27 protein-coding genes are annotated in these 15,151 nt (G+C 40.5%); 2 read left to right on the forward strand and 25 right to left on the reverse strand.

Going from position 1 to position 15,151, the window contains the following annotated elements:
* Nucleotides 1-7: 7 nt before the first annotated feature.
* The 23 genes from ORH16_RS02375 to rpsJ form a co-directional block, all read right to left on the reverse strand.
* The gene (locus tag ORH16_RS02375; protein ID WP_265455891.1) at nucleotides 8-655 is read right to left on the reverse strand and encodes an adenylate kinase; all 648 of its coding nucleotides are present in this window, start codon (nucleotides 653-655) and stop codon (nucleotides 8-10) included.
* A gap of 153 nt (nucleotides 656-808) precedes the next feature.
* The gene (gene secY / locus ORH16_RS02380; protein ID WP_265455893.1) at nucleotides 809-2,104 is read right to left on the reverse strand and encodes a preprotein translocase subunit SecY; all 1,296 of its coding nucleotides are present in this window, start codon (nucleotides 2,102-2,104) and stop codon (nucleotides 809-811) included.
* Nucleotide 2,105: 1 nt separating this feature from the next.
* The gene (gene rplO, locus ORH16_RS02385; RefSeq protein WP_265455895.1) at nucleotides 2,106-2,546 is read right to left on the reverse strand and encodes a 50S ribosomal protein L15; all 441 of its coding nucleotides are present in this window, start codon (nucleotides 2,544-2,546) and stop codon (nucleotides 2,106-2,108) included.
* A gap of 32 nt (nucleotides 2,547-2,578) precedes the next feature.
* Complete coding sequence (gene rpmD, locus ORH16_RS02390; protein WP_265455896.1) at nucleotides 2,579-2,758, reverse strand: 50S ribosomal protein L30; 180 nt, start codon at nucleotides 2,756-2,758, stop codon at nucleotides 2,579-2,581.
* 13 nt (nucleotides 2,759-2,771) lie between these two features.
* Entirely contained in the window at nucleotides 2,772-3,272 is a 501-nt protein-coding gene (rpsE, locus tag ORH16_RS02395) for a 30S ribosomal protein S5 (RefSeq protein ID WP_265455898.1), read from the reverse strand.
* A 21-nt stretch (nucleotides 3,273-3,293) separates the two neighbouring features.
* Nucleotides 3,294-3,650: a 50S ribosomal protein L18 gene (gene rplR / locus ORH16_RS02400; protein ID WP_265455899.1), complete on the reverse strand. Its 357-nt coding sequence runs from the start codon at nucleotides 3,648-3,650 to the stop codon at nucleotides 3,294-3,296.
* A gap of 100 nt (nucleotides 3,651-3,750) precedes the next feature.
* Nucleotides 3,751-4,287 (reverse strand): 50S ribosomal protein L6, encoded by a 537-nt coding sequence (gene rplF, locus ORH16_RS02405; RefSeq protein WP_265455901.1) that lies wholly within the window; start codon nucleotides 4,285-4,287, stop codon nucleotides 3,751-3,753.
* A gap of 30 nt (nucleotides 4,288-4,317) precedes the next feature.
* Nucleotides 4,318-4,716, reverse strand: a complete 399-nt coding sequence (rpsH, locus tag ORH16_RS02410; RefSeq protein WP_265455903.1) for a 30S ribosomal protein S8 — start codon at nucleotides 4,714-4,716, stop codon at nucleotides 4,318-4,320.
* Nucleotides 4,717-4,755: 39 nt separating this feature from the next.
* Nucleotides 4,756-4,941 (reverse strand): type Z 30S ribosomal protein S14, encoded by a 186-nt coding sequence (locus tag ORH16_RS02415; protein ID WP_002288673.1) that lies wholly within the window; start codon nucleotides 4,939-4,941, stop codon nucleotides 4,756-4,758.
* Nucleotides 4,942-4,959: 18 nt separating this feature from the next.
* The gene (gene rplE / locus ORH16_RS02420) at nucleotides 4,960-5,499 is read right to left on the reverse strand and encodes a 50S ribosomal protein L5 (RefSeq protein WP_265455905.1); all 540 of its coding nucleotides are present in this window, start codon (nucleotides 5,497-5,499) and stop codon (nucleotides 4,960-4,962) included.
* A 25-nt stretch (nucleotides 5,500-5,524) separates the two neighbouring features.
* Nucleotides 5,525-5,830, reverse strand: coding sequence for a 50S ribosomal protein L24 (gene rplX / locus ORH16_RS02425; protein WP_265455906.1), 306 nt, complete (start codon nucleotides 5,828-5,830; stop codon nucleotides 5,525-5,527).
* Nucleotides 5,831-5,865: 35 nt separating this feature from the next.
* Nucleotides 5,866-6,234, reverse strand: a complete 369-nt coding sequence (gene rplN / locus ORH16_RS02430) for a 50S ribosomal protein L14 (RefSeq protein WP_265455908.1) — start codon at nucleotides 6,232-6,234, stop codon at nucleotides 5,866-5,868.
* Nucleotides 6,235-6,303: 69 nt separating this feature from the next.
* A complete protein-coding gene (gene rpsQ, locus ORH16_RS02435) occupies nucleotides 6,304-6,567 on the reverse strand; it encodes a 30S ribosomal protein S17 (protein ID WP_265455910.1) in 264 nt (87 codons plus the stop codon).
* A gap of 23 nt (nucleotides 6,568-6,590) precedes the next feature.
* A complete protein-coding gene (gene rpmC / locus ORH16_RS02440; protein WP_265455911.1) occupies nucleotides 6,591-6,779 on the reverse strand; it encodes a 50S ribosomal protein L29 in 189 nt (62 codons plus the stop codon).
* On the reverse strand, nucleotides 6,769-7,203 hold the full coding sequence (gene rplP, locus ORH16_RS02445; RefSeq protein WP_265455912.1) for a 50S ribosomal protein L16: 435 nt from the start codon (nucleotides 7,201-7,203) through the stop codon (nucleotides 6,769-6,771). Before rplP ends, rpmC begins: the two co-directional genes overlap by 11 nt.
* 2 nt (nucleotides 7,204-7,205) lie before the next feature.
* Nucleotides 7,206-7,862: a 30S ribosomal protein S3 gene (rpsC, locus tag ORH16_RS02450; protein ID WP_265455914.1), complete on the reverse strand. Its 657-nt coding sequence runs from the start codon at nucleotides 7,860-7,862 to the stop codon at nucleotides 7,206-7,208.
* A gap of 13 nt (nucleotides 7,863-7,875) precedes the next feature.
* Nucleotides 7,876-8,223, reverse strand: a complete 348-nt coding sequence (gene rplV, locus ORH16_RS02455) for a 50S ribosomal protein L22 (RefSeq protein ID WP_265455916.1) — start codon at nucleotides 8,221-8,223, stop codon at nucleotides 7,876-7,878.
* 23 nt (nucleotides 8,224-8,246) lie between these two features.
* Nucleotides 8,247-8,525, reverse strand: a complete 279-nt coding sequence (rpsS, locus tag ORH16_RS02460) for a 30S ribosomal protein S19 (RefSeq protein WP_265455917.1) — start codon at nucleotides 8,523-8,525, stop codon at nucleotides 8,247-8,249.
* A 42-nt stretch (nucleotides 8,526-8,567) separates the two neighbouring features.
* The gene (rplB, locus tag ORH16_RS02465) at nucleotides 8,568-9,401 is read right to left on the reverse strand and encodes a 50S ribosomal protein L2 (RefSeq protein WP_265455919.1); all 834 of its coding nucleotides are present in this window, start codon (nucleotides 9,399-9,401) and stop codon (nucleotides 8,568-8,570) included.
* A gap of 38 nt (nucleotides 9,402-9,439) precedes the next feature.
* Nucleotides 9,440-9,730 (reverse strand): 50S ribosomal protein L23, encoded by a 291-nt coding sequence (locus tag ORH16_RS02470; protein ID WP_265455920.1) that lies wholly within the window; start codon nucleotides 9,728-9,730, stop codon nucleotides 9,440-9,442.
* Complete coding sequence (rplD, locus tag ORH16_RS02475; protein WP_265455921.1) at nucleotides 9,730-10,353, reverse strand: 50S ribosomal protein L4; 624 nt, start codon at nucleotides 10,351-10,353, stop codon at nucleotides 9,730-9,732. The genes ORH16_RS02470 and rplD overlap by 1 nt, the downstream gene beginning before the upstream one ends.
* A gap of 28 nt (nucleotides 10,354-10,381) precedes the next feature.
* Nucleotides 10,382-11,011 (reverse strand): 50S ribosomal protein L3, encoded by a 630-nt coding sequence (rplC, locus tag ORH16_RS02480; protein WP_265455923.1) that lies wholly within the window; start codon nucleotides 11,009-11,011, stop codon nucleotides 10,382-10,384.
* 27 nt (nucleotides 11,012-11,038) lie between these two features.
* Nucleotides 11,039-11,347 carry a 30S ribosomal protein S10 gene (gene rpsJ, locus ORH16_RS02485; RefSeq protein WP_005880808.1) on the reverse strand — a complete coding sequence of 103 codons (309 nt, stop codon included), beginning with the start codon at nucleotides 11,345-11,347 and terminating at the stop codon, nucleotides 11,039-11,041.
* Nucleotides 11,348-11,858: 511 nt separating this feature from the next.
* Between rpsJ and ORH16_RS02490 the strand changes: the two genes are divergently transcribed.
* Complete coding sequence (locus tag ORH16_RS02490) at nucleotides 11,859-12,098, forward strand: DUF3977 family protein (RefSeq protein ID WP_265455926.1); 240 nt, start codon at nucleotides 11,859-11,861, stop codon at nucleotides 12,096-12,098.
* Nucleotides 12,099-12,126: 28 nt separating this feature from the next.
* Here the strand turns inward: ORH16_RS02490 and ORH16_RS02495 are convergent, their stop codons facing one another.
* Complete coding sequence (locus ORH16_RS02495; RefSeq protein ID WP_265455928.1) at nucleotides 12,127-12,696, reverse strand: histidine phosphatase family protein; 570 nt, start codon at nucleotides 12,694-12,696, stop codon at nucleotides 12,127-12,129.
* 564 nt (nucleotides 12,697-13,260) lie between these two features.
* Nucleotides 13,261-14,280 carry an ornithine carbamoyltransferase gene (gene argF, locus ORH16_RS02500; RefSeq protein WP_265455929.1) on the reverse strand — a complete coding sequence of 340 codons (1,020 nt, stop codon included), beginning with the start codon at nucleotides 14,278-14,280 and terminating at the stop codon, nucleotides 13,261-13,263.
* Nucleotides 14,281-14,451: 171 nt separating this feature from the next.
* Here argF and ORH16_RS02505 point away from each other — a divergent pair, with 171 nt between their 5' ends.
* Nucleotides 14,452-15,129: a response regulator transcription factor gene (locus ORH16_RS02505; protein WP_265455931.1), complete on the forward strand. Its 678-nt coding sequence runs from the start codon at nucleotides 14,452-14,454 to the stop codon at nucleotides 15,127-15,129.
* Nucleotides 15,130-15,151: the final 22 nt, after the last annotated feature.

Genomic DNA, 15,151 nt, shown 5'->3' on the forward strand with positions numbered 1-15,151 from the left:
TAGCTGGCTATTTGTCAATGATATGTTTGACATCTGCAAATACGTCATCAATTGGACGATTCCCATCAATTGTTTGTAATAAGCCTAGCTTTTGATAGTAAGCCAAGATTGGTGCGCTACTTTCAATATTAACAGCTAAGCGGTTTTTAACAGTTTCAGGTTTGTCGTCTTCCCGTTGGAAAAACTCATGCCCACCGCAACGATCGCAGGTATCTTCGACTTTTGTCGGGTTAAAAATCTTATGATAAGTCGCCCCACAATTACGACAGATATAGCGACCTGCCAAACGTTCAACTAAAATATCTTCTGCGACATGAATTTCAATGACGCCGTCGATTTTTTTGTTTAAGTCTTTTAGCATTTGATCTAATGCTTTTGCTTGGTCGATAGTCCGGGGAAAGCCATCTAAAAGGAAACCATTTTTGGTATCATCTTCAGCTAAACGTTCTTTAACAATGCCGTTGGTTACTTCATCAGGAACCAAATCGCCTTTGTCCATAAACGCTTTTGCCTGTAATCCAAGAGTTGTTTCATTTTTGATTGCAGCTCGGAACATATCGCCAGTCGAGATTTGCGGAATCCCATAAGCATCAATAATTCTTTCAGCCTGAGTTCCTTTACCAGCTCCAGGCAGTCCCATTAAAATGAGATTCATCAGTGCTCCTCCTTCATTCCTTTGACTGATTGTTTAAACAATCAGCAAAGTCTCTGCAGTGAATGTCTTGGCCTTCAACTAACCTCCGCAACACCCTCTGGGAGAAGATTCTCCCATCATGTGTTTAGGCAGCGAGAAATTCTCGGTAACTGATTAGTTGATAAAGCCGACGTACTTGCGTTTCAACAATAACCCTTCTAATTGTTTAGCACTATCTAACGCAACTCCGATAATGATTAGTAAACTTGTTCCCCCAAGTCCGATGGATGAAGGAAGATCCCACAACATCGAAGCAATGATTGGTAACAAGGCCACTAAGCCTAAGAAGACTGAGCCGACCGTACTTAAACGCATTAACAAACTAGATACATATTCTTCAGTCCCTTTACCAGGTCGTACACTTGGGATATAGCTGCCTTGTTTTTGCAAGTTTTCAGCTAATTTCTCAGGGTTGACTTGGACAAATGCATAGAAGAATGTAAAGGCAACAATCAATACTGTGTAAAGAATGGCCCCAGGTACCGTTTGATAATTGAAGATTTGTGAAACGATATCGTACCAGCCAGCATCGCTAAAGGAATTCCCGAACGCTTGTAAAAGCGTACCAGGTAAAGTCACAAATGAACTGGCGAAGATTACTGGGATAACGCCGGCAGCATTTACTTTTAATGGTAAATAACTACTAGTTGGTGCTCCAGCAACCCGTTTGGTATATTGAATTGGAATTTTATATTCCGCTTGCTGTACATAGGTTACGATGGTCACGATAATTAACACGGCAACTAAAATCAAGGCGATAAAAATTGCGCTTTGCCAGATTTTTGATTGGTCGATATTTACAAAGTATTCATTGTAAATTTCTTTAATACTCTCTGGCAAACGTGAGATAATTCCCGCAAATATAATCATCGATACGCCATTCCCGATACCTTTTTCAGTGATTTGTTCCCCCATCCAAGTAACAAACATTGTACCAGCAGTCAGGATTAACCCGATTGTGACATATGTTTCCCAATTGGTTGATGTGGTAACGCCAAATGACGTTAGCGAGTTCAAACCGATGGTCAAGGTCAGCGATTGCGCAAAACCGATAATTAACGTAAGATAGCGGGTCATCTGATTTAATTTACGACGACCGACTTCCCCCTGCTTGGACCATTCCACAAACTTGGGAACAATGTCCATCTGCAATAATTGAATAACGATTGATGAAGTGATGTATGGGGAAACACCCATTGCGAAGACTGAATACTGCTGCAACGCACCACCACTAGTCAAACTTAACATACTCAAGAAGGGCAGATCAGCAATTTCCTGTAAACGACTAGCGTTGACACCAGGAACGGTAATATGTGCTCCAATTCGAAATACGATTAGAATAAATAAAGTAAAGAATATTTTGTTACGAATATCTTTAACTTTAAATCCGTCTCTCAAGAGTTTGATCATATTAGATCACCTCGATAGAACCACCAGCAGCTTCAATTGCTTGTTTAGCTGCTTCAGAGAATTTAGCTGCTTTAACAGTAAGTTTTTTAGTTAATTCACCATTAGCTAAGACTTTAATGCCGGCTTTTTCGTTTTTCACGATTCCAGCTTCCACCAAAGCAACTGGTGTAACTTCAGCACCATCCTCAAAGCGGTTTAACACATCTAAGTTAATAACTGCATATTCCTTACGATTAACATTAGTAAATCCACGTTTTGGCAAACGACGGAATAAAGGAGTTTGTCCCCCTTCAAAACCAAGTCTCACACCGCCACCTGAACGAGCTTTTTGCCCTTTTTGTCCACGGCCGGCAGTTTTACCATTACCTGATGAAGTTCCGCGACCAACACGGTTACGCACTTTACGAGAACCTTCTGCAGGTTGTAATTCATGAAGTTTCATTAATTGGCACCTCCTTAATCATCTAAATCTTTTTAGACTTCTTCAACGTCCACTAAATGTGAAACAGTGTTTACCATGCCTTTGATAGCATCGTTAGCTGGTTTAACAACCGTGCTGTTGATTTTACCTAAGCCTAAAGCTTTCACTGTATCACGTTGGTTTTGAGGACGTCCGATAACACTGCGTTTTAATGTAATTTTTAATTCAGCCATTACTTTGTCCTCCTTAACCGATTAATTCCTCAACAGATTTGCCACGCAATTGCGCAACTTCTTCTGCCCGTTTTAATTGTTTTAAACCATCAATTGTTGCGCGAACAACGTTGATTGGTGTGTTAGAACCTAATGATTTAGATGTGATATCTGCTACCCCAGCTAACTCAAGGACGGCACGAACTGGTCCACCAGCTGCCACTCCAGAACCTTCTACAGCAGGCTTCATTAAAATGCGGCCGCCGCCGAAGACACCGATAACTTCGTGAGGGATAGTTGAACCAACCATAGGTACTTCAACTAAGTTTTTCTTCGCGTCTTCAATTGCTTTACGGATAGCTTCAGGAACTTCTTGAGCTTTACCAGTACCAAAGCCAACATGTCCGTTTTTATCTCCGACAACAACTAAAGCAGCAAAACGTAAACGACGTCCACCTTTAACAACTTTAGTTACGCGGTTAATCGCAACTACGCGGTCTTCTAATTCCAAATGTTTTGGATCGATATAAACCATGAATGGTATTCCTCCTTCTTCCTAAAATTCTAGTCCATTTTCGCGAGCTGCTTCAGCTAAAGCTGCTACACGGCCATGGTAAAGGTATCCACCACGGTCAAAGACTACTTGTTTTACACCTTTGGCAGCAGCACGTTCAGCAACTAATTTGCCGACAGCAGCCGCTTGTTCAGTTTTAGTATCACCTGAAATTTCTTTTTCTAAGGCTGAGGCACTTGCTAGCGTCACACCCGCTACGTCATCAATTACTTGCGCGTAGATGTTTTTGTTAGAACGGAAAACGTTCAAGCGTGGGCACTCAGCAGTACCAGAAATTTTGTTGCGGACACGTTGATGTCTCTTTTGACGTGTTTTATTCTTGTCTGGTTTTGTAATCACAATTTTCACCTCTTGAAATAAGCTAGCCTAAGCCGCTTTGGGTAGCCTCTGAAAGCTGACAAGCTTCAGAAGACTCCCGCAGTTTATTACTAAACTACTATTATTTACCAGTTTTACCTTCTTTACGACGAACATATTCGCCGACATAACGAATACCTTTGCCTTTATAAGGTTCTGGTGGACGAACGCCACGAATGTTTGCAGCTAATTCGCCAACATCTTCTTTATTAATGCCTTTCACAATCACTTGTGTGTTGGCAGGTACTTCAACTGTCACGCCAGCAGGTGGAGTGATTTCAACAGGATGAGAGTAACCAACGTTCAAGACAAGTTTTGTTCCTTGCAATTGAGCACGGTAACCAACCCCGATTAATTCAAGGGCTTTTTGGAAGCCTTCGGAAACACCAACAACCATGTTATTGAAGTTTGCACGGCTTGTACCGTGAATAGTTTTCATTTCTTTGCTATCGTTTGGACGAGTAAATGTAACTTCGCTGCCTTCGATATTCATTGTAATATCAGAAGAAAATGGACGAGTTAATTCACCTTTAGGTCCTTTAACAGTGACGTCATTACCTTTTTGAGTTACTTCAACTCCAGCAGGCAAGACTACTACTTTATTACCAATACGGCTCACTTAGGGCACCTCCTTGTTTGTAAAATTAAATTACCATACGTAAGCTAAAACTTCGCCGCCAATATTTTTGGCTCTAGCTTCTTTATCAGTGATAACACCTTCAGAAGTCGATAGGATTGCGATTCCTAAGCCGTTTAAGACTTTTGGTACTTCGTTAGATTTAACGTAAGCACGCAAACCTGGTTTTGAGATACGTTTCAAGTTAGTGATAACCCGTTCGTCGTTTCTACCATATTTAAGAAATACGCGGATCACGCCTTGTTTGTCATCTTCAATATATTCCACATCGCGGATGAAACCTTCGTTTTTCAAGATTTCAGCGATATCATGTTTAATTTTTGATGCAGGTACTTCTAATGATTCGTGTTTTACCATGTTGGCATTACGAATGCGAGTTAAGAAATCTGCAATTGGATCTGTCATGACCATTGAGTGATTTACCTCCTTCTTGCGAGTTGTAAGTTGTTTTTACCAGCTAGCTTTCTTCACGCCGGGAATTTGTCCTTTATAGGCAAGTTCGCGGAAGCAAATACGACATAGGTGGAATTTACGATAAACAGAATGTGGACGTCCGCAACGTTCGCAACGAGTGTATGCTTGAGTTGAAAATTTTGCAGGGCGTTTGTTTTTTGCAATCATTGATTTTTTAGCCATGTAGTTCGCCTCCTATAATTATTTTTGGAATGGCATGCCTAATTGTGTTAACAACTCACGAGATTCTTCATCTGTGTTAGCTGTCGTTACAATAACGATGTCCATACCGCGTACTTTATCTACTAAATCATAATCAACTTCTGGGAAGATTAATTGTTCTTTAATACCTAAAGTATAATTTCCCCGGCCGTCAAAGGCTTTATTACTGATACCGTGGAAGTCACGAACCCGTGGTAATGCTACGGAAACCAATTTATCTAGGAATTCGTACATTCTTTCGCCACGTAGGGTAACTTTGGCACCGATTGGCATTCCTTCACGTAAACGGAAGCCAGCGATTGATTTCTTCGCTTTCGTGATCAAAGGTTTTTGACCAGAAATTAAAGTTAATTCTTCCACTGCTTTATCAAGATTTTTAGCGTTTGATACCGCATCACCAACCCCCATGTTGATGACGATCTTTTCAACTTTAGGTGTTTGCATAACTGAGCTGTAGCTAAATTTTTCCATCAAAGATGGTGTTACTTCTTTAAGATACTTTTCTTTAAGGCGGTTCATTCCTTAGAGCCCTCCTTTCCTATGATTATTTATCTAATACTTCACCGGTTTTTTTAGAAACACGGACTTTTTTGCCATCAACGTCTTGGTAGCCAACACGGCCAGCAACGCCATTAGCGTCTAAGATCATTACATTAGAAACATGAATCGGTGCTTCCGTTTCAATGATCCCACCTGCAACAGCTTGAGAAGGTTTTTGATGTTTTTTAACAACATTGACGCCTTCAACGATGACTTTATCTTTTTTAGGAAAAGCTTCTAAAACGACGCCTTCCTTATTTTTGTCTTTACCAGTGATAATTTTAACCTTATCGCCTTTTTTAACAAACATGTTAGATTCGCACCTCCTTATGGTTAAACTTCAGATTATAATACTTCTGGTGCAAGGGAAACGATCTTCATGAAGTTGTTTTCCCGCAATTCACGAGCAACTGGTCCGAAGATACGAGTTCCACGAGGGCTTTTATCATCACGGATGATAACTGCAGCATTTTCGTCAAATTTAATATAAGAACCATCAGCACGACGAGTGCCTGATTTAGTCCGAACGATTACGGCTTTAACGACTTCACCTTTTTTGACAACACCACCTGGCGTTGCTTGTTTAACTGTAGCAACAATCACGTCACCGATATTTGCAGTTTTGCGTCCTGAACCGCCTAACACTTTAATAGTTAGAATTTCACGAGCGCCTGAATTATCAGCAACCTTTAAACGGCTTTCTTGTTGGATCACGGTTGAATCCTCCTTTCTCATTCAAGGAAATAAGTTTTTGAAAAACTTAATATAGGAAATTCGTGGTTATTAGATAATAACTGCTTCTTCGACAACTTCTAACAAACGGAAGCGTTTGGTAGCTGACAATGGACGAGTTTCCATAATACGCACGATGTCGCCAACTTTTGCAGTGTTGTTTTCATCATGTACTTTGTATTTTTTAGAGTAATTCATGCGTTTGCCGTAGATTGGGTGATTCTTCTTAGTTTCGACAGCAACTGTAATAGTTTTGTCCATCTTATCAGATACCACGCGTCCTTGGTAAACTTTGCGTTGATTTCTTTCAGTCATACGAGTAATGGCCTCCTTCCGAATTAGTTAGCTTGTTCACGCAAAACAGTTTTGATGCGTGCAATCGATTTACGTACTTCTTGAATACGTGCAGTGTTTTCTAATTGACCTGTTGCTAGTTGGAATCTTAGATTGAACAATTCTTCTTTTAATTGTTTTTCTTGATCAAGCATTTCGGCAGTGGTTAACTCTCTGATTTCTTTAACCTTCATTCGATTCACCACCCATTTCCTCACGTTTTACGATCTTAGTTTTAACTGGTAATTTGTGAGAAGCAAGACGTAATGCTTCGCGAGCAACATCTTCAGGTACGCCAGCGATTTCAAACATGATTTTACCACGTTTAACTGGTGATACCCAACCTTCAGGTGCCCCTTTACCAGAACCCATACGTACCCCAATAGCTTTGGCAGTATAAGATTTGTGAGGGAAAATTTTAATCCATACTTTCCCACCACGTTTCATGTAACGAGTCATTGCAATACGGGCTGCTTCAATTTGGCGGTTAGTGATCCAGTGAGATTCTACAGCTTGTAAGCCGAATTCACCAAATGCTACTTCTTTACCACCTTTAGCTTCCCCACGCATTTTTCCGCGGAATTCACGACGGTGTTTTACACGTTTAGGTACTAACATGATTAATTCCCTCCTTTCTCAGTGTTCTTTTTAACTGGCAAGATTTCGCCACGGTAGATCCACACTTTAACTCCTAGTTTTCCGTATGTTGTGTCTGCTTCTTCCCAAGCATAATCGATATCGGCACGAAGAGTGTGCAATGGAACTGTTCCTTCTGAATAGCCTTCGCTACGAGCGATATCTGCACCATTCAAACGACCAGAAACTTGAGTTTTGATCCCTTTAGCACCAGAACGCATAGTTCTTTGAATCGCTTGTTTTTGAGCACGACGGAACGCTACCCGGCTTTCAAGTTGACGGGCAATGCCTTCGCCGACTAATTTTGCATCTAAATCAGGTTTTTTGATTTCAATGATGTTGATATGAACTCTTTTACCTGTTAATGTGTTTAATTCTTTTCTTAGGTTTTCGACTTCAGATCCGCCTTTACCGATAACCATTCCTGGCTTAGCTGTGTGGATTGAAATGTTTACGCGATTTGCAGCACGTTCAATTTCAACGGTTGACACAGCGGCATCAGCAAGTTTAGTAGCGATAAATTTACGGATTCTTAAATCTTCGTGTAAGAACTCAGCATACTCTTTTTCAGCATACCATTTTGCATCCCAATCACGGATGATGCCTACACGCATTCCAATTGGATGTACTTTTTGACCCACTGATTATCCCTCCTTATTTTTCGGATACAACAACTGTAATATGACTTGTACGTTTGTTGATTGGTGATGCTGAACCTTTGGCACGTGGACGGAACCGTTTCATAGTTGCGCCTTCGTTGACAAATGCTTCAGATACCACTAAGTTTTCGACATCTAAGTCGAAGTTATTTTCTGCGTTAGCAACTGCGGACATCAAAACTTTTTCGATGATTCCCGCTGATTTGTTAGGGGTGAATTTCAAGATTGAAATTGCATCCGCTACGCTTTTCCCTCTGATAAGGTCAATTACTAGACGTGCTTTACGAGGTGAAGTGCGAACTGTTTTAGCAGTTGCTTTTGCTGATGTGATTTGTTCTGCCATTAGACTGTTTCCTCCCCTCAAAATTAGCGTCTAGTTTTCTTATCGTCAGCCGCGTGACCGCGATAAGTTCTAGTTGGTGCAAATTCACCTAATTTATGTCCTACCATGTCTTCTTGGATGTAAACTGGTACGTGTTTACGTCCATCATAAACAGCGATAGTGTAGCCTACAAAACTTGGAAAAATTGTTGAACGACGAGACCAAGTTCTAATAACTTTTTTCTTTTCAGCACCTGCTTGAGCTTCAACTTTCTTCATTAAATGCTCATCAGCGAAAGGTCCTTTTTTCAAACTACGACCCATGGTGAACCTCCTCTCAAAATTTGAAACACATGGTCAAATAGATTATTTAGCTTTACGACGACGAACGATAAGTTTGTCAGAAGCAGCTTTTTTATTACGGGTTTTGTAACCAAGAGCTGGTTGGCCCCAAGGTGAAACTGGTGCTTTACGTCCGATTGGCGCTTTACCTTCACCACCACCGTGTGGGTGATCGTTAGGGTTCATTACGCTACCACGTACAGTTGGACGTTTACGCATCCAACGAGAGCGACCCGCTTTACCGATATTGATTAATTCGTGTTGTTCGTTACCGACAGAACCAATTGTTGCTCTAGCTGCTGCCAAGATCATGCGAACTTCACCAGAGTTCAAACGGATTAATACGTATTTGCCTTCTTTACCAAGTACTTGAGCACTTGTTCCAGCTGAACGAATCAATTGTCCGCCTTTACCAGGTTTCATTTCAATGTTGTGAATCACAGTACCCACTGGGATATTTTCTAATGGAAGTGCGTTTCCTACTTTGATATCGGCTTCTGGTCCAGATACCACAGTCATGCCCACTTCTAATCCTTTAGGTGCTAAGATGTATGCTTTTACTCCATCTTCGTAATGAACTAACGCGATGTTAGCAGAACGATTTGGATCATACTCGATTGTTTTAACATGTGCGACAACGTTATCTTTATTACGTTTGAAGTCGATCATGCGGTATTGGCGCTTGTGGCCGCCACCTTGATGACGAACAGTAATACGTCCGTTGTTGTTACGACCGGCATTGTTTTTCAAAGGCTGTAACAATGTTTTTTCAGGTGTTGAAGTTGTGATTTCAGCAAAATCAGAACCTGTCATGTTACGACGGCCGTTTGTCGTAGGTTTGTACTTTTTAATCGCCACGTCTTATTCCCTCCTATATAGTCAATTAGTCAATCAGCTTATTCAGCTTCGAAAATTTGGATTTCTTTTGAATCAGCAGTTAAAGTAATGACTGCTTTCCGACGTTTTCTAGTATAACCAGCGTATTTGCCCATCCGTTTGAATTTAGGATGCACGTTGATAATGTTCACGTTGGCAACTTTTACTCCGTCAAAGGCAGCTTCAACAGCTTGTTTCACTAAAGTTTTGTTAGCGCGGGTATCCACTTCAAAAGTGTATTTCTTTTCATCCATGGCAAGCATAGATTTTTCAGTGATAACCGGGCGTTTGATTACGTCTAATAAGTTCATTATGCAAGCACCTCCTCAATTTGAGTAAGAGCAGTTTGCGTTGCTAACATTTTATCGCTAGAGACTACATCTAAAACGCTAATGTTGTCAGAGAAGACAACAGAAACATTTGGTAAGTTACGAGCTGATAAAGCAGCAAAGTCATTGTCAGTTTCAACAACTACCAATACTTTAGAGTCAATAGCTAATTTAGCTAATACTTCTTTGAATTCTTTAGTTTTTGGTGCTTCGAAGGCTAACCCTTCAACTGCTACCAAATTATTTGCAGCAACTTTTTCTGATAATACAGATTTCATTGCTAAACGACGAACTTTTTTAGGAAGTTTGTAGCTGTAAGAACGTGGTGTTGGTCCGAAGACTACGCCACCTCCACGCCATTGTGGTGAACGGATTGAACCTTGACGAGCACGACCAGTTCCTTTTTGACGCCATGGTTTGCGACCACCGCCACGAACGGCACTGCGATTTTTAACAGCGTGTGTTCCTTGTCTTAATGAAGCGCGTTGCATGATGATGGCATCGTAGACAACACTTTCATTAGGTTCGATTCCGAAGATTTCTTCATTTAATGTGATTTCGCCATTTTGGCTACCATCTTGTTTGAATAATGCTACATTCGGCATTCCTTAGTTCCTCCTTCCTCTACTTAAATTATTTAGCTTTCACAGCTTGTTTGATTGTGATTAAAGATTTTTTAGCTCCTGGAACATTTCCTTTAATAAGGATAACGTTACGGTCTAAGTCAACGCGAACAATTTCCAAGTTTTGGATTGTAATGCGTTGGCCACCCATCCGACCAGCAAGCTTTTTATTTTTGAATACACGGTTAGGTGCAACTGGACCCATTGACCCAGGACGACGATGGTAACGAGAACCGTGAGCCATTGGTCCGCGGCTTTGGCCGTGGCGTTTAATAGCACCTTGGAATCCTTTACCCTTTGACGTACCTGTCACATCAACGATATCTCCTGCTTGGAAAATATCTACCTTAACTTCTTTTCCTACTTCATATTCTCCTAGCTCAACATCTTTGAATTCTCGAATGAAGCGCTTAGGAGCCGTGTTTGCTTTTGCAACATGACCTTTCGCAGGTTTGTTTGCCAATACTTCACGTAAATCTTGGTAACCAACTTGAACAGCTTCGTAGCCGTCATTTTCCATTGTCTTCAGTTGTAATACAACGTTAGGCGTAGCTTCCACTACAGTTACTGGAATAAGTTCACCAGATTCAGTAAAGATTTGGGTCATCCCCACTTTTTTCCCTAAGATTCCTTTGGTCATGAGTACACCTCCATCTTAATTAGATTTTTATAGTTTGATTTCAATGTTTACACCAGATGGTAAGTCAAGCTTCATTAAAGCATCGACAGTTTTTGGTGTAGGATTCACAATGTCAATCAGACGCTTGTGAGTACGCATTTCGAATTGTTCGCGTGAATCTTTGTATTTATGAGTCGCACGAATAACTGTGTAAAGACTGCGTTCAGTTGGTAATGGAATTGGACCAGACACGCTAGCTCCAGTTCTTTTTGCAGTTTCCACGATTTTATCCGCTGATTGGTCTAAAATACGGTGTTCATACGCTTTTAAACGGATACGAATTTTTTGTTTTGCCATCTTGTTCCCTCCTTCGCCTATTTTGAAAAGTAGACATAGCTCCACGAAAATCTCCGACAAGCACGTTCGTGGCAAAGCGCCCGGGCGTGTCGCAACCTCTCGTTTCAAAGCCGGCAGAATTATTTCTATCCTGCCAGTGCTGAGTACATACCTGTAAACAGCGCCTTTGTCATTATATTATAGAAAAAGCTTCAAAGCAAGTATTTTTTTCAGAAAAACTCAGGATTTCCAAGCATTTTCAAAACCTTAGATTTTCTTTCGTAACTCATGAATATATATAATAGAAGAAACAAGTTTTCAACTGGCATGAACACTTTCAAACTAGTCTTTTAATTGAACTTCGTGCCGTCACAAAAAAAGCATCTCTGTATAAATGATTTTTTATTCGTTGGCGGAGAAAAAAATTTCAATGGTTTTTGCACTGAACTGTGATTTTCTCTATTATAATAGAAGAAACTTGTTTATGAAGAGGACAAACAAGTACTTTTTTATAATCAGAAGAGGTTGCCAGATGAAAAAATATTATGAAATTGGCTTTGGTAATACCTGGTGGTGCCGGACAGAAATCGAGCAGGCTGACGGCAGCGAGGAGGAAACGAAAGGCTTTGTCGGTGAATTAAAATTTGTTTCCTGCTATCTCAGAATTTGGCTAGGGAAAAAGGTCGTCATTCTTGATTCAAAAGAAGGCCTGAAAATTTCCACAAAATCCCGGCGAGCTGTCAAATTAATTTTGGGAATACATTCCCTTTAAGATCAGCCGGGATTACCAAACTTTTTTCTTATTTAGATAAGCCATTCGCTAATAAGCTAGGGGAAAAATTAAGCAATTTCCCCTCATCAGAGAACTCTCCCACAAAGATATCAGGCATCTGCATCCGTTTAAAATCTTGATAAGCAAATTTCCCGCTTGTAATTTCGTTAAACAGACAAGCTAGGGCAGTCCCGTGGCCAGCAATTATAATATTGCCAGAGGAAGTTGCCAGAATTTCTGAAAAAATCTGGCTCATGTGCAGAGTCACTTCAGCCAAAGCTTCCCCTCCAGCTAATTTGTAAGAAAAGTCTTGCCATTGGGCAGCTGTGAAGCTATCAAAATCAGCCAGCCAAGTGCCAATCGCTCGTTCCCGCAAAGCAGACTTTTCGCTGATTGGCAGATTGTAATAGTCTGCCAGTGGTCGAACTGTGGCTTGCGCCCGTTCATAGGGACTTGCATAAATGTGCTGAATGGCAACTTCAGAAAAGAGGGGCACTAGCTTTTCAGCCAGTCTAGTTCCCTCTTTTGTCAAAGGGGCATTTTCAGAATGCACCCGACTATCTCGAATAGAATGTCGAATAAAATACACTTGCCGCATTACTTATCACCTCGTCTGATACTTTCACAGATATAGATTCATTGCTTTGATTATACTACAAACCGCTCATTCAATTTTACCCTAGGATGCATTGAAATTTTGTGCTAACTGAGCTACCTTACCTATGGATCGTTGAAAAATGGGGGGAACTATGCTATATTTAAGTTGCGACGTGTAAAAACTAATGAGCACAACATGAAAGCCCTACTCATGCCGGAGTAGGGCTTTACTTTTCACCAGTGGCGACACTACTGGCGCATGGGTTAATCCAGCAACTGCTTAGTCATCTTTACGATTAGTTAACCAATAATCGAATAGTGAATTCACTATTCCGACAATAACACCTGTTACAATCGGACAGAGGACCAGTGTAAAAACTAATTTCAACACACAACACCTCCTTACGGGGCAGTTGCCTGTGAATTAGTTTTTCCATTATAAATTACGCAGCAACGCCTTTTTACCCATGAACGTCTCAACAAAAAGCTGTTTCCTATTTAGAAATCCTTTTGCCAACAACAAAGGTTATTGGTAAGGGATTCAATAGGAAACAGCTTTTTTGTTTTAAACCTTTGGAATAAATAAATTTCCTAAGGTTGCCGCCATAATCGCTTTGATTGAATGCATCCGATTCTCAGCCTGTTCAAACTGTTTAGCAAAAGGACTGTTGAAGACCTCATCAGTGATTTCCATCTCAGTCAGGCCAAATTCATTAAAAATTTTCTGGCCATACTCAGTTTGCGTATCATGAAAAGCCGGCAGGCAATGCAGAACAATCAAGTTACCTCCTTGATTGCCGGTTGCCGCCACCATCTCACTGTTAATTTGATAAGGTTGCAGCGCTTCAATCCGCTCAGCAAATTTATCTTCTTCCCCCATTGATACCCAAACATCAGTATACAAAACATTAGCGCCTTTGACACCCGTTTGAATATCGTCAGTAATCAACAGCTGGGCCCCAGAATCTTTAGCAAACCCTTGGGCTAATTCAACAACTTCTTTAGCTGGTTGAAGGGATTGTGGTGAAACAATCCGCATATGAACACCTAAAATAGCTCCTGTTACTAAAAGACTATTCGCCATATTGTTACGTCCGTCCCCCACATAAGTAAACGTGATGTCAGCTAGGCTGCCAAAATTTTCTTTCACCGTCATGAAGTCAGCAATCATCTGAGTTGGATGCCACAGATCAGTTAGGCCATTCCAGACCGGCACTCCAGAATATTTCGCCAAGTCCGCGACAACCTGTTGGCTAAAGCCGCGAAACTCAATTCCATCAAACATGCTACCTAAAACCTGAGCAGTATCAGCAACGGATTCTTTTTTCCCTAGTTGAATATCCTGTGCCCCTAAAAATTCCGGATGGGCCCCTAAGTCATTTGCTGCAACCGTAAAAGCGGCCCGTGTTCGTGTCGAAGTTTTTTCAAATAATAATGCAATATTTTTCCCTGCTAAATATTGATGGGGAATATTTTTTTGTTTCAGCTCTTTTAAATGCAGCGCAAAATCAATTAAGTGCAACAATTCCGCTTGGCTAAAATCTTTTTCAGCTAAAAAACTTTTTCCTTGAAAAATCGAATTCATAATCTCTACCTCTTCATTTGTTTGTTTATACATTATTATACATAAAAAAACTTAAATATCCAGTATTTTTAAATAATTATTCAACTCAAGAAAATCTTTTCCTTTAGAATATGGCATTAGCGCATTTCATGATAAAATGTTAATCAAAATGGTTAAAAAAGGTTGATGCAAATGAAAAAAATATTAGTGATTGAAGACAATAATGAATTAAATGAAATGCTGGCAACAATTTTAGCGGATGATTACCATGTTCAGCCGGCTTACTCAGGGACTGAAGGCCTGCTATATTTTCAACAAGATGAGTTTGATTTAGTTTTGCTGGATCGGATGCTGCCGGGAAAAGACGGCGGCGAAGTTCTAGCAGAGATTCGCAAACATTCTCAAATACCGGTTATTTTTCTGACGGCGTTAACAGACCAGCAGGAAATTTCTCAGCTTTTGCTGGCAGGGGCCAATGATTATCTGACCAAACCTTTTAATATTGATGAGTTGAAGGCCAGAATTATCGTGCAATTGCGAAATCAAGCAGCTGTTCCTGTAGAAGAAACCGAAACTAGCCATTGCTACAAGAATTTAACTCTTTTACCGGATACCTTTGAGCTGAAAAAAGATGAAACAGTCGTGGCCCTTAAAAAGAAGGAGTTTGAAATTTTCACCCTTCTATTGAATCATCCAAAAAAAGTTTACACAAAAGAAATGCTCTATGAAGAAATTTGGGGCGAAGCCTATTATGGTGATGAAAATACCATCAATGTCCACATCAGCAACCTGCGAAAAAAAATTAAGCAATTGGATGATGCAGAGCCCTATATTGCAACTGTTTGGGGCATTGGTGTCAAACTTGCCTAGGTCCTTTAAAAAACTTCAAAAG

Origin of the sequence: Enterococcus sp. HY326 (assembly GCF_026157065.1) — a bacterium.
Lineage (GTDB): Bacteria > Bacillota > Bacilli > Lactobacillales > Enterococcaceae > HY326.

What these genes read in the sequence shown, in the direction of transcription:
- ORH16_RS02375 (WP_265455891.1), bottom strand. Translation starts at nt 655, where the DNA reads ATGAATCTCATTTTAATGGGACTGCCTGGAGCTGGTAAAGGAACTCAG.
- secY (WP_265455893.1), bottom strand. Translation starts at nt 2,104, where the DNA reads ATGATCAAACTCTTGAGAGACGGATTTAAAGTTAAAGATATTCGTAAC.
- rplO (WP_265455895.1), bottom strand. Translation starts at nt 2,546, where the DNA reads ATGAAACTTCATGAATTACAACCTGCAGAAGGTTCTCGTAAAGTGCGT.
- rpmD (WP_265455896.1), bottom strand. Translation starts at nt 2,758, where the DNA reads ATGGCTGAATTAAAAATTACATTAAAACGCAGTGTTATCGGACGTCCT.
- rpsE (WP_265455898.1), bottom strand. Translation starts at nt 3,272, where the DNA reads ATGGTTTATATCGATCCAAAACATTTGGAATTAGAAGACCGCGTAGTT.
- rpsH (WP_265455903.1), bottom strand. Translation starts at nt 4,716, where the DNA reads ATGGTCATGACAGATCCAATTGCAGATTTCTTAACTCGCATTCGTAAT.
- ORH16_RS02415 (WP_002288673.1), bottom strand. Translation starts at nt 4,941, where the DNA reads ATGGCTAAAAAATCAATGATTGCAAAAAACAAACGCCCTGCAAAATTT.
- rplE (WP_265455905.1), bottom strand. Translation starts at nt 5,499, where the DNA reads ATGAACCGCCTTAAAGAAAAGTATCTTAAAGAAGTAACACCATCTTTG.
- rplX (WP_265455906.1), bottom strand. Translation starts at nt 5,830, where the DNA reads ATGTTTGTTAAAAAAGGCGATAAGGTTAAAATTATCACTGGTAAAGAC.
- rpsQ (WP_265455910.1), bottom strand. Translation starts at nt 6,567, where the DNA reads ATGACTGAAAGAAATCAACGCAAAGTTTACCAAGGACGCGTGGTATCT.
- rpmC (WP_265455911.1), bottom strand. Translation starts at nt 6,779, where the DNA reads ATGAAGGTTAAAGAAATCAGAGAGTTAACCACTGCCGAAATGCTTGAT.
- rplP (WP_265455912.1), bottom strand. Translation starts at nt 7,203, where the DNA reads ATGTTAGTACCTAAACGTGTAAAACACCGTCGTGAATTCCGCGGAAAA.
- rplV (WP_265455916.1), bottom strand. Translation starts at nt 8,223, where the DNA reads ATGGCAGAACAAATCACATCAGCAAAAGCAACTGCTAAAACAGTTCGC.
- rpsS (WP_265455917.1), bottom strand. Translation starts at nt 8,525, where the DNA reads ATGGGTCGTAGTTTGAAAAAAGGACCTTTCGCTGATGAGCATTTAATG.
- ORH16_RS02470 (WP_265455920.1), bottom strand. Translation starts at nt 9,730, where the DNA reads ATGAACTTATTAGACGTAATCAAACGCCCGGTTATCACTGAAAAATCT.
- rplD (WP_265455921.1), bottom strand. Translation starts at nt 10,353, where the DNA reads ATGCCGAATGTAGCATTATTCAAACAAGATGGTAGCCAAAATGGCGAA.
- rplC (WP_265455923.1), bottom strand. Translation starts at nt 11,011, where the DNA reads ATGACCAAAGGAATCTTAGGGAAAAAAGTGGGGATGACCCAAATCTTT.
- rpsJ (WP_005880808.1), bottom strand. Translation starts at nt 11,347, where the DNA reads ATGGCAAAACAAAAAATTCGTATCCGTTTAAAAGCGTATGAACACCGT.
- ORH16_RS02490 (WP_265455926.1), top strand. Translation starts at nt 11,859, where the DNA reads ATGAAAAAATATTATGAAATTGGCTTTGGTAATACCTGGTGGTGCCGG.
- ORH16_RS02495 (WP_265455928.1), bottom strand. Translation starts at nt 12,696, where the DNA reads ATGCGGCAAGTGTATTTTATTCGACATTCTATTCGAGATAGTCGGGTG.
- argF (WP_265455929.1), bottom strand. Translation starts at nt 14,280, where the DNA reads ATGAATTCGATTTTTCAAGGAAAAAGTTTTTTAGCTGAAAAAGATTTT.
- ORH16_RS02505 (WP_265455931.1), top strand. Translation starts at nt 14,452, where the DNA reads ATGAAAAAAATATTAGTGATTGAAGACAATAATGAATTAAATGAAATG.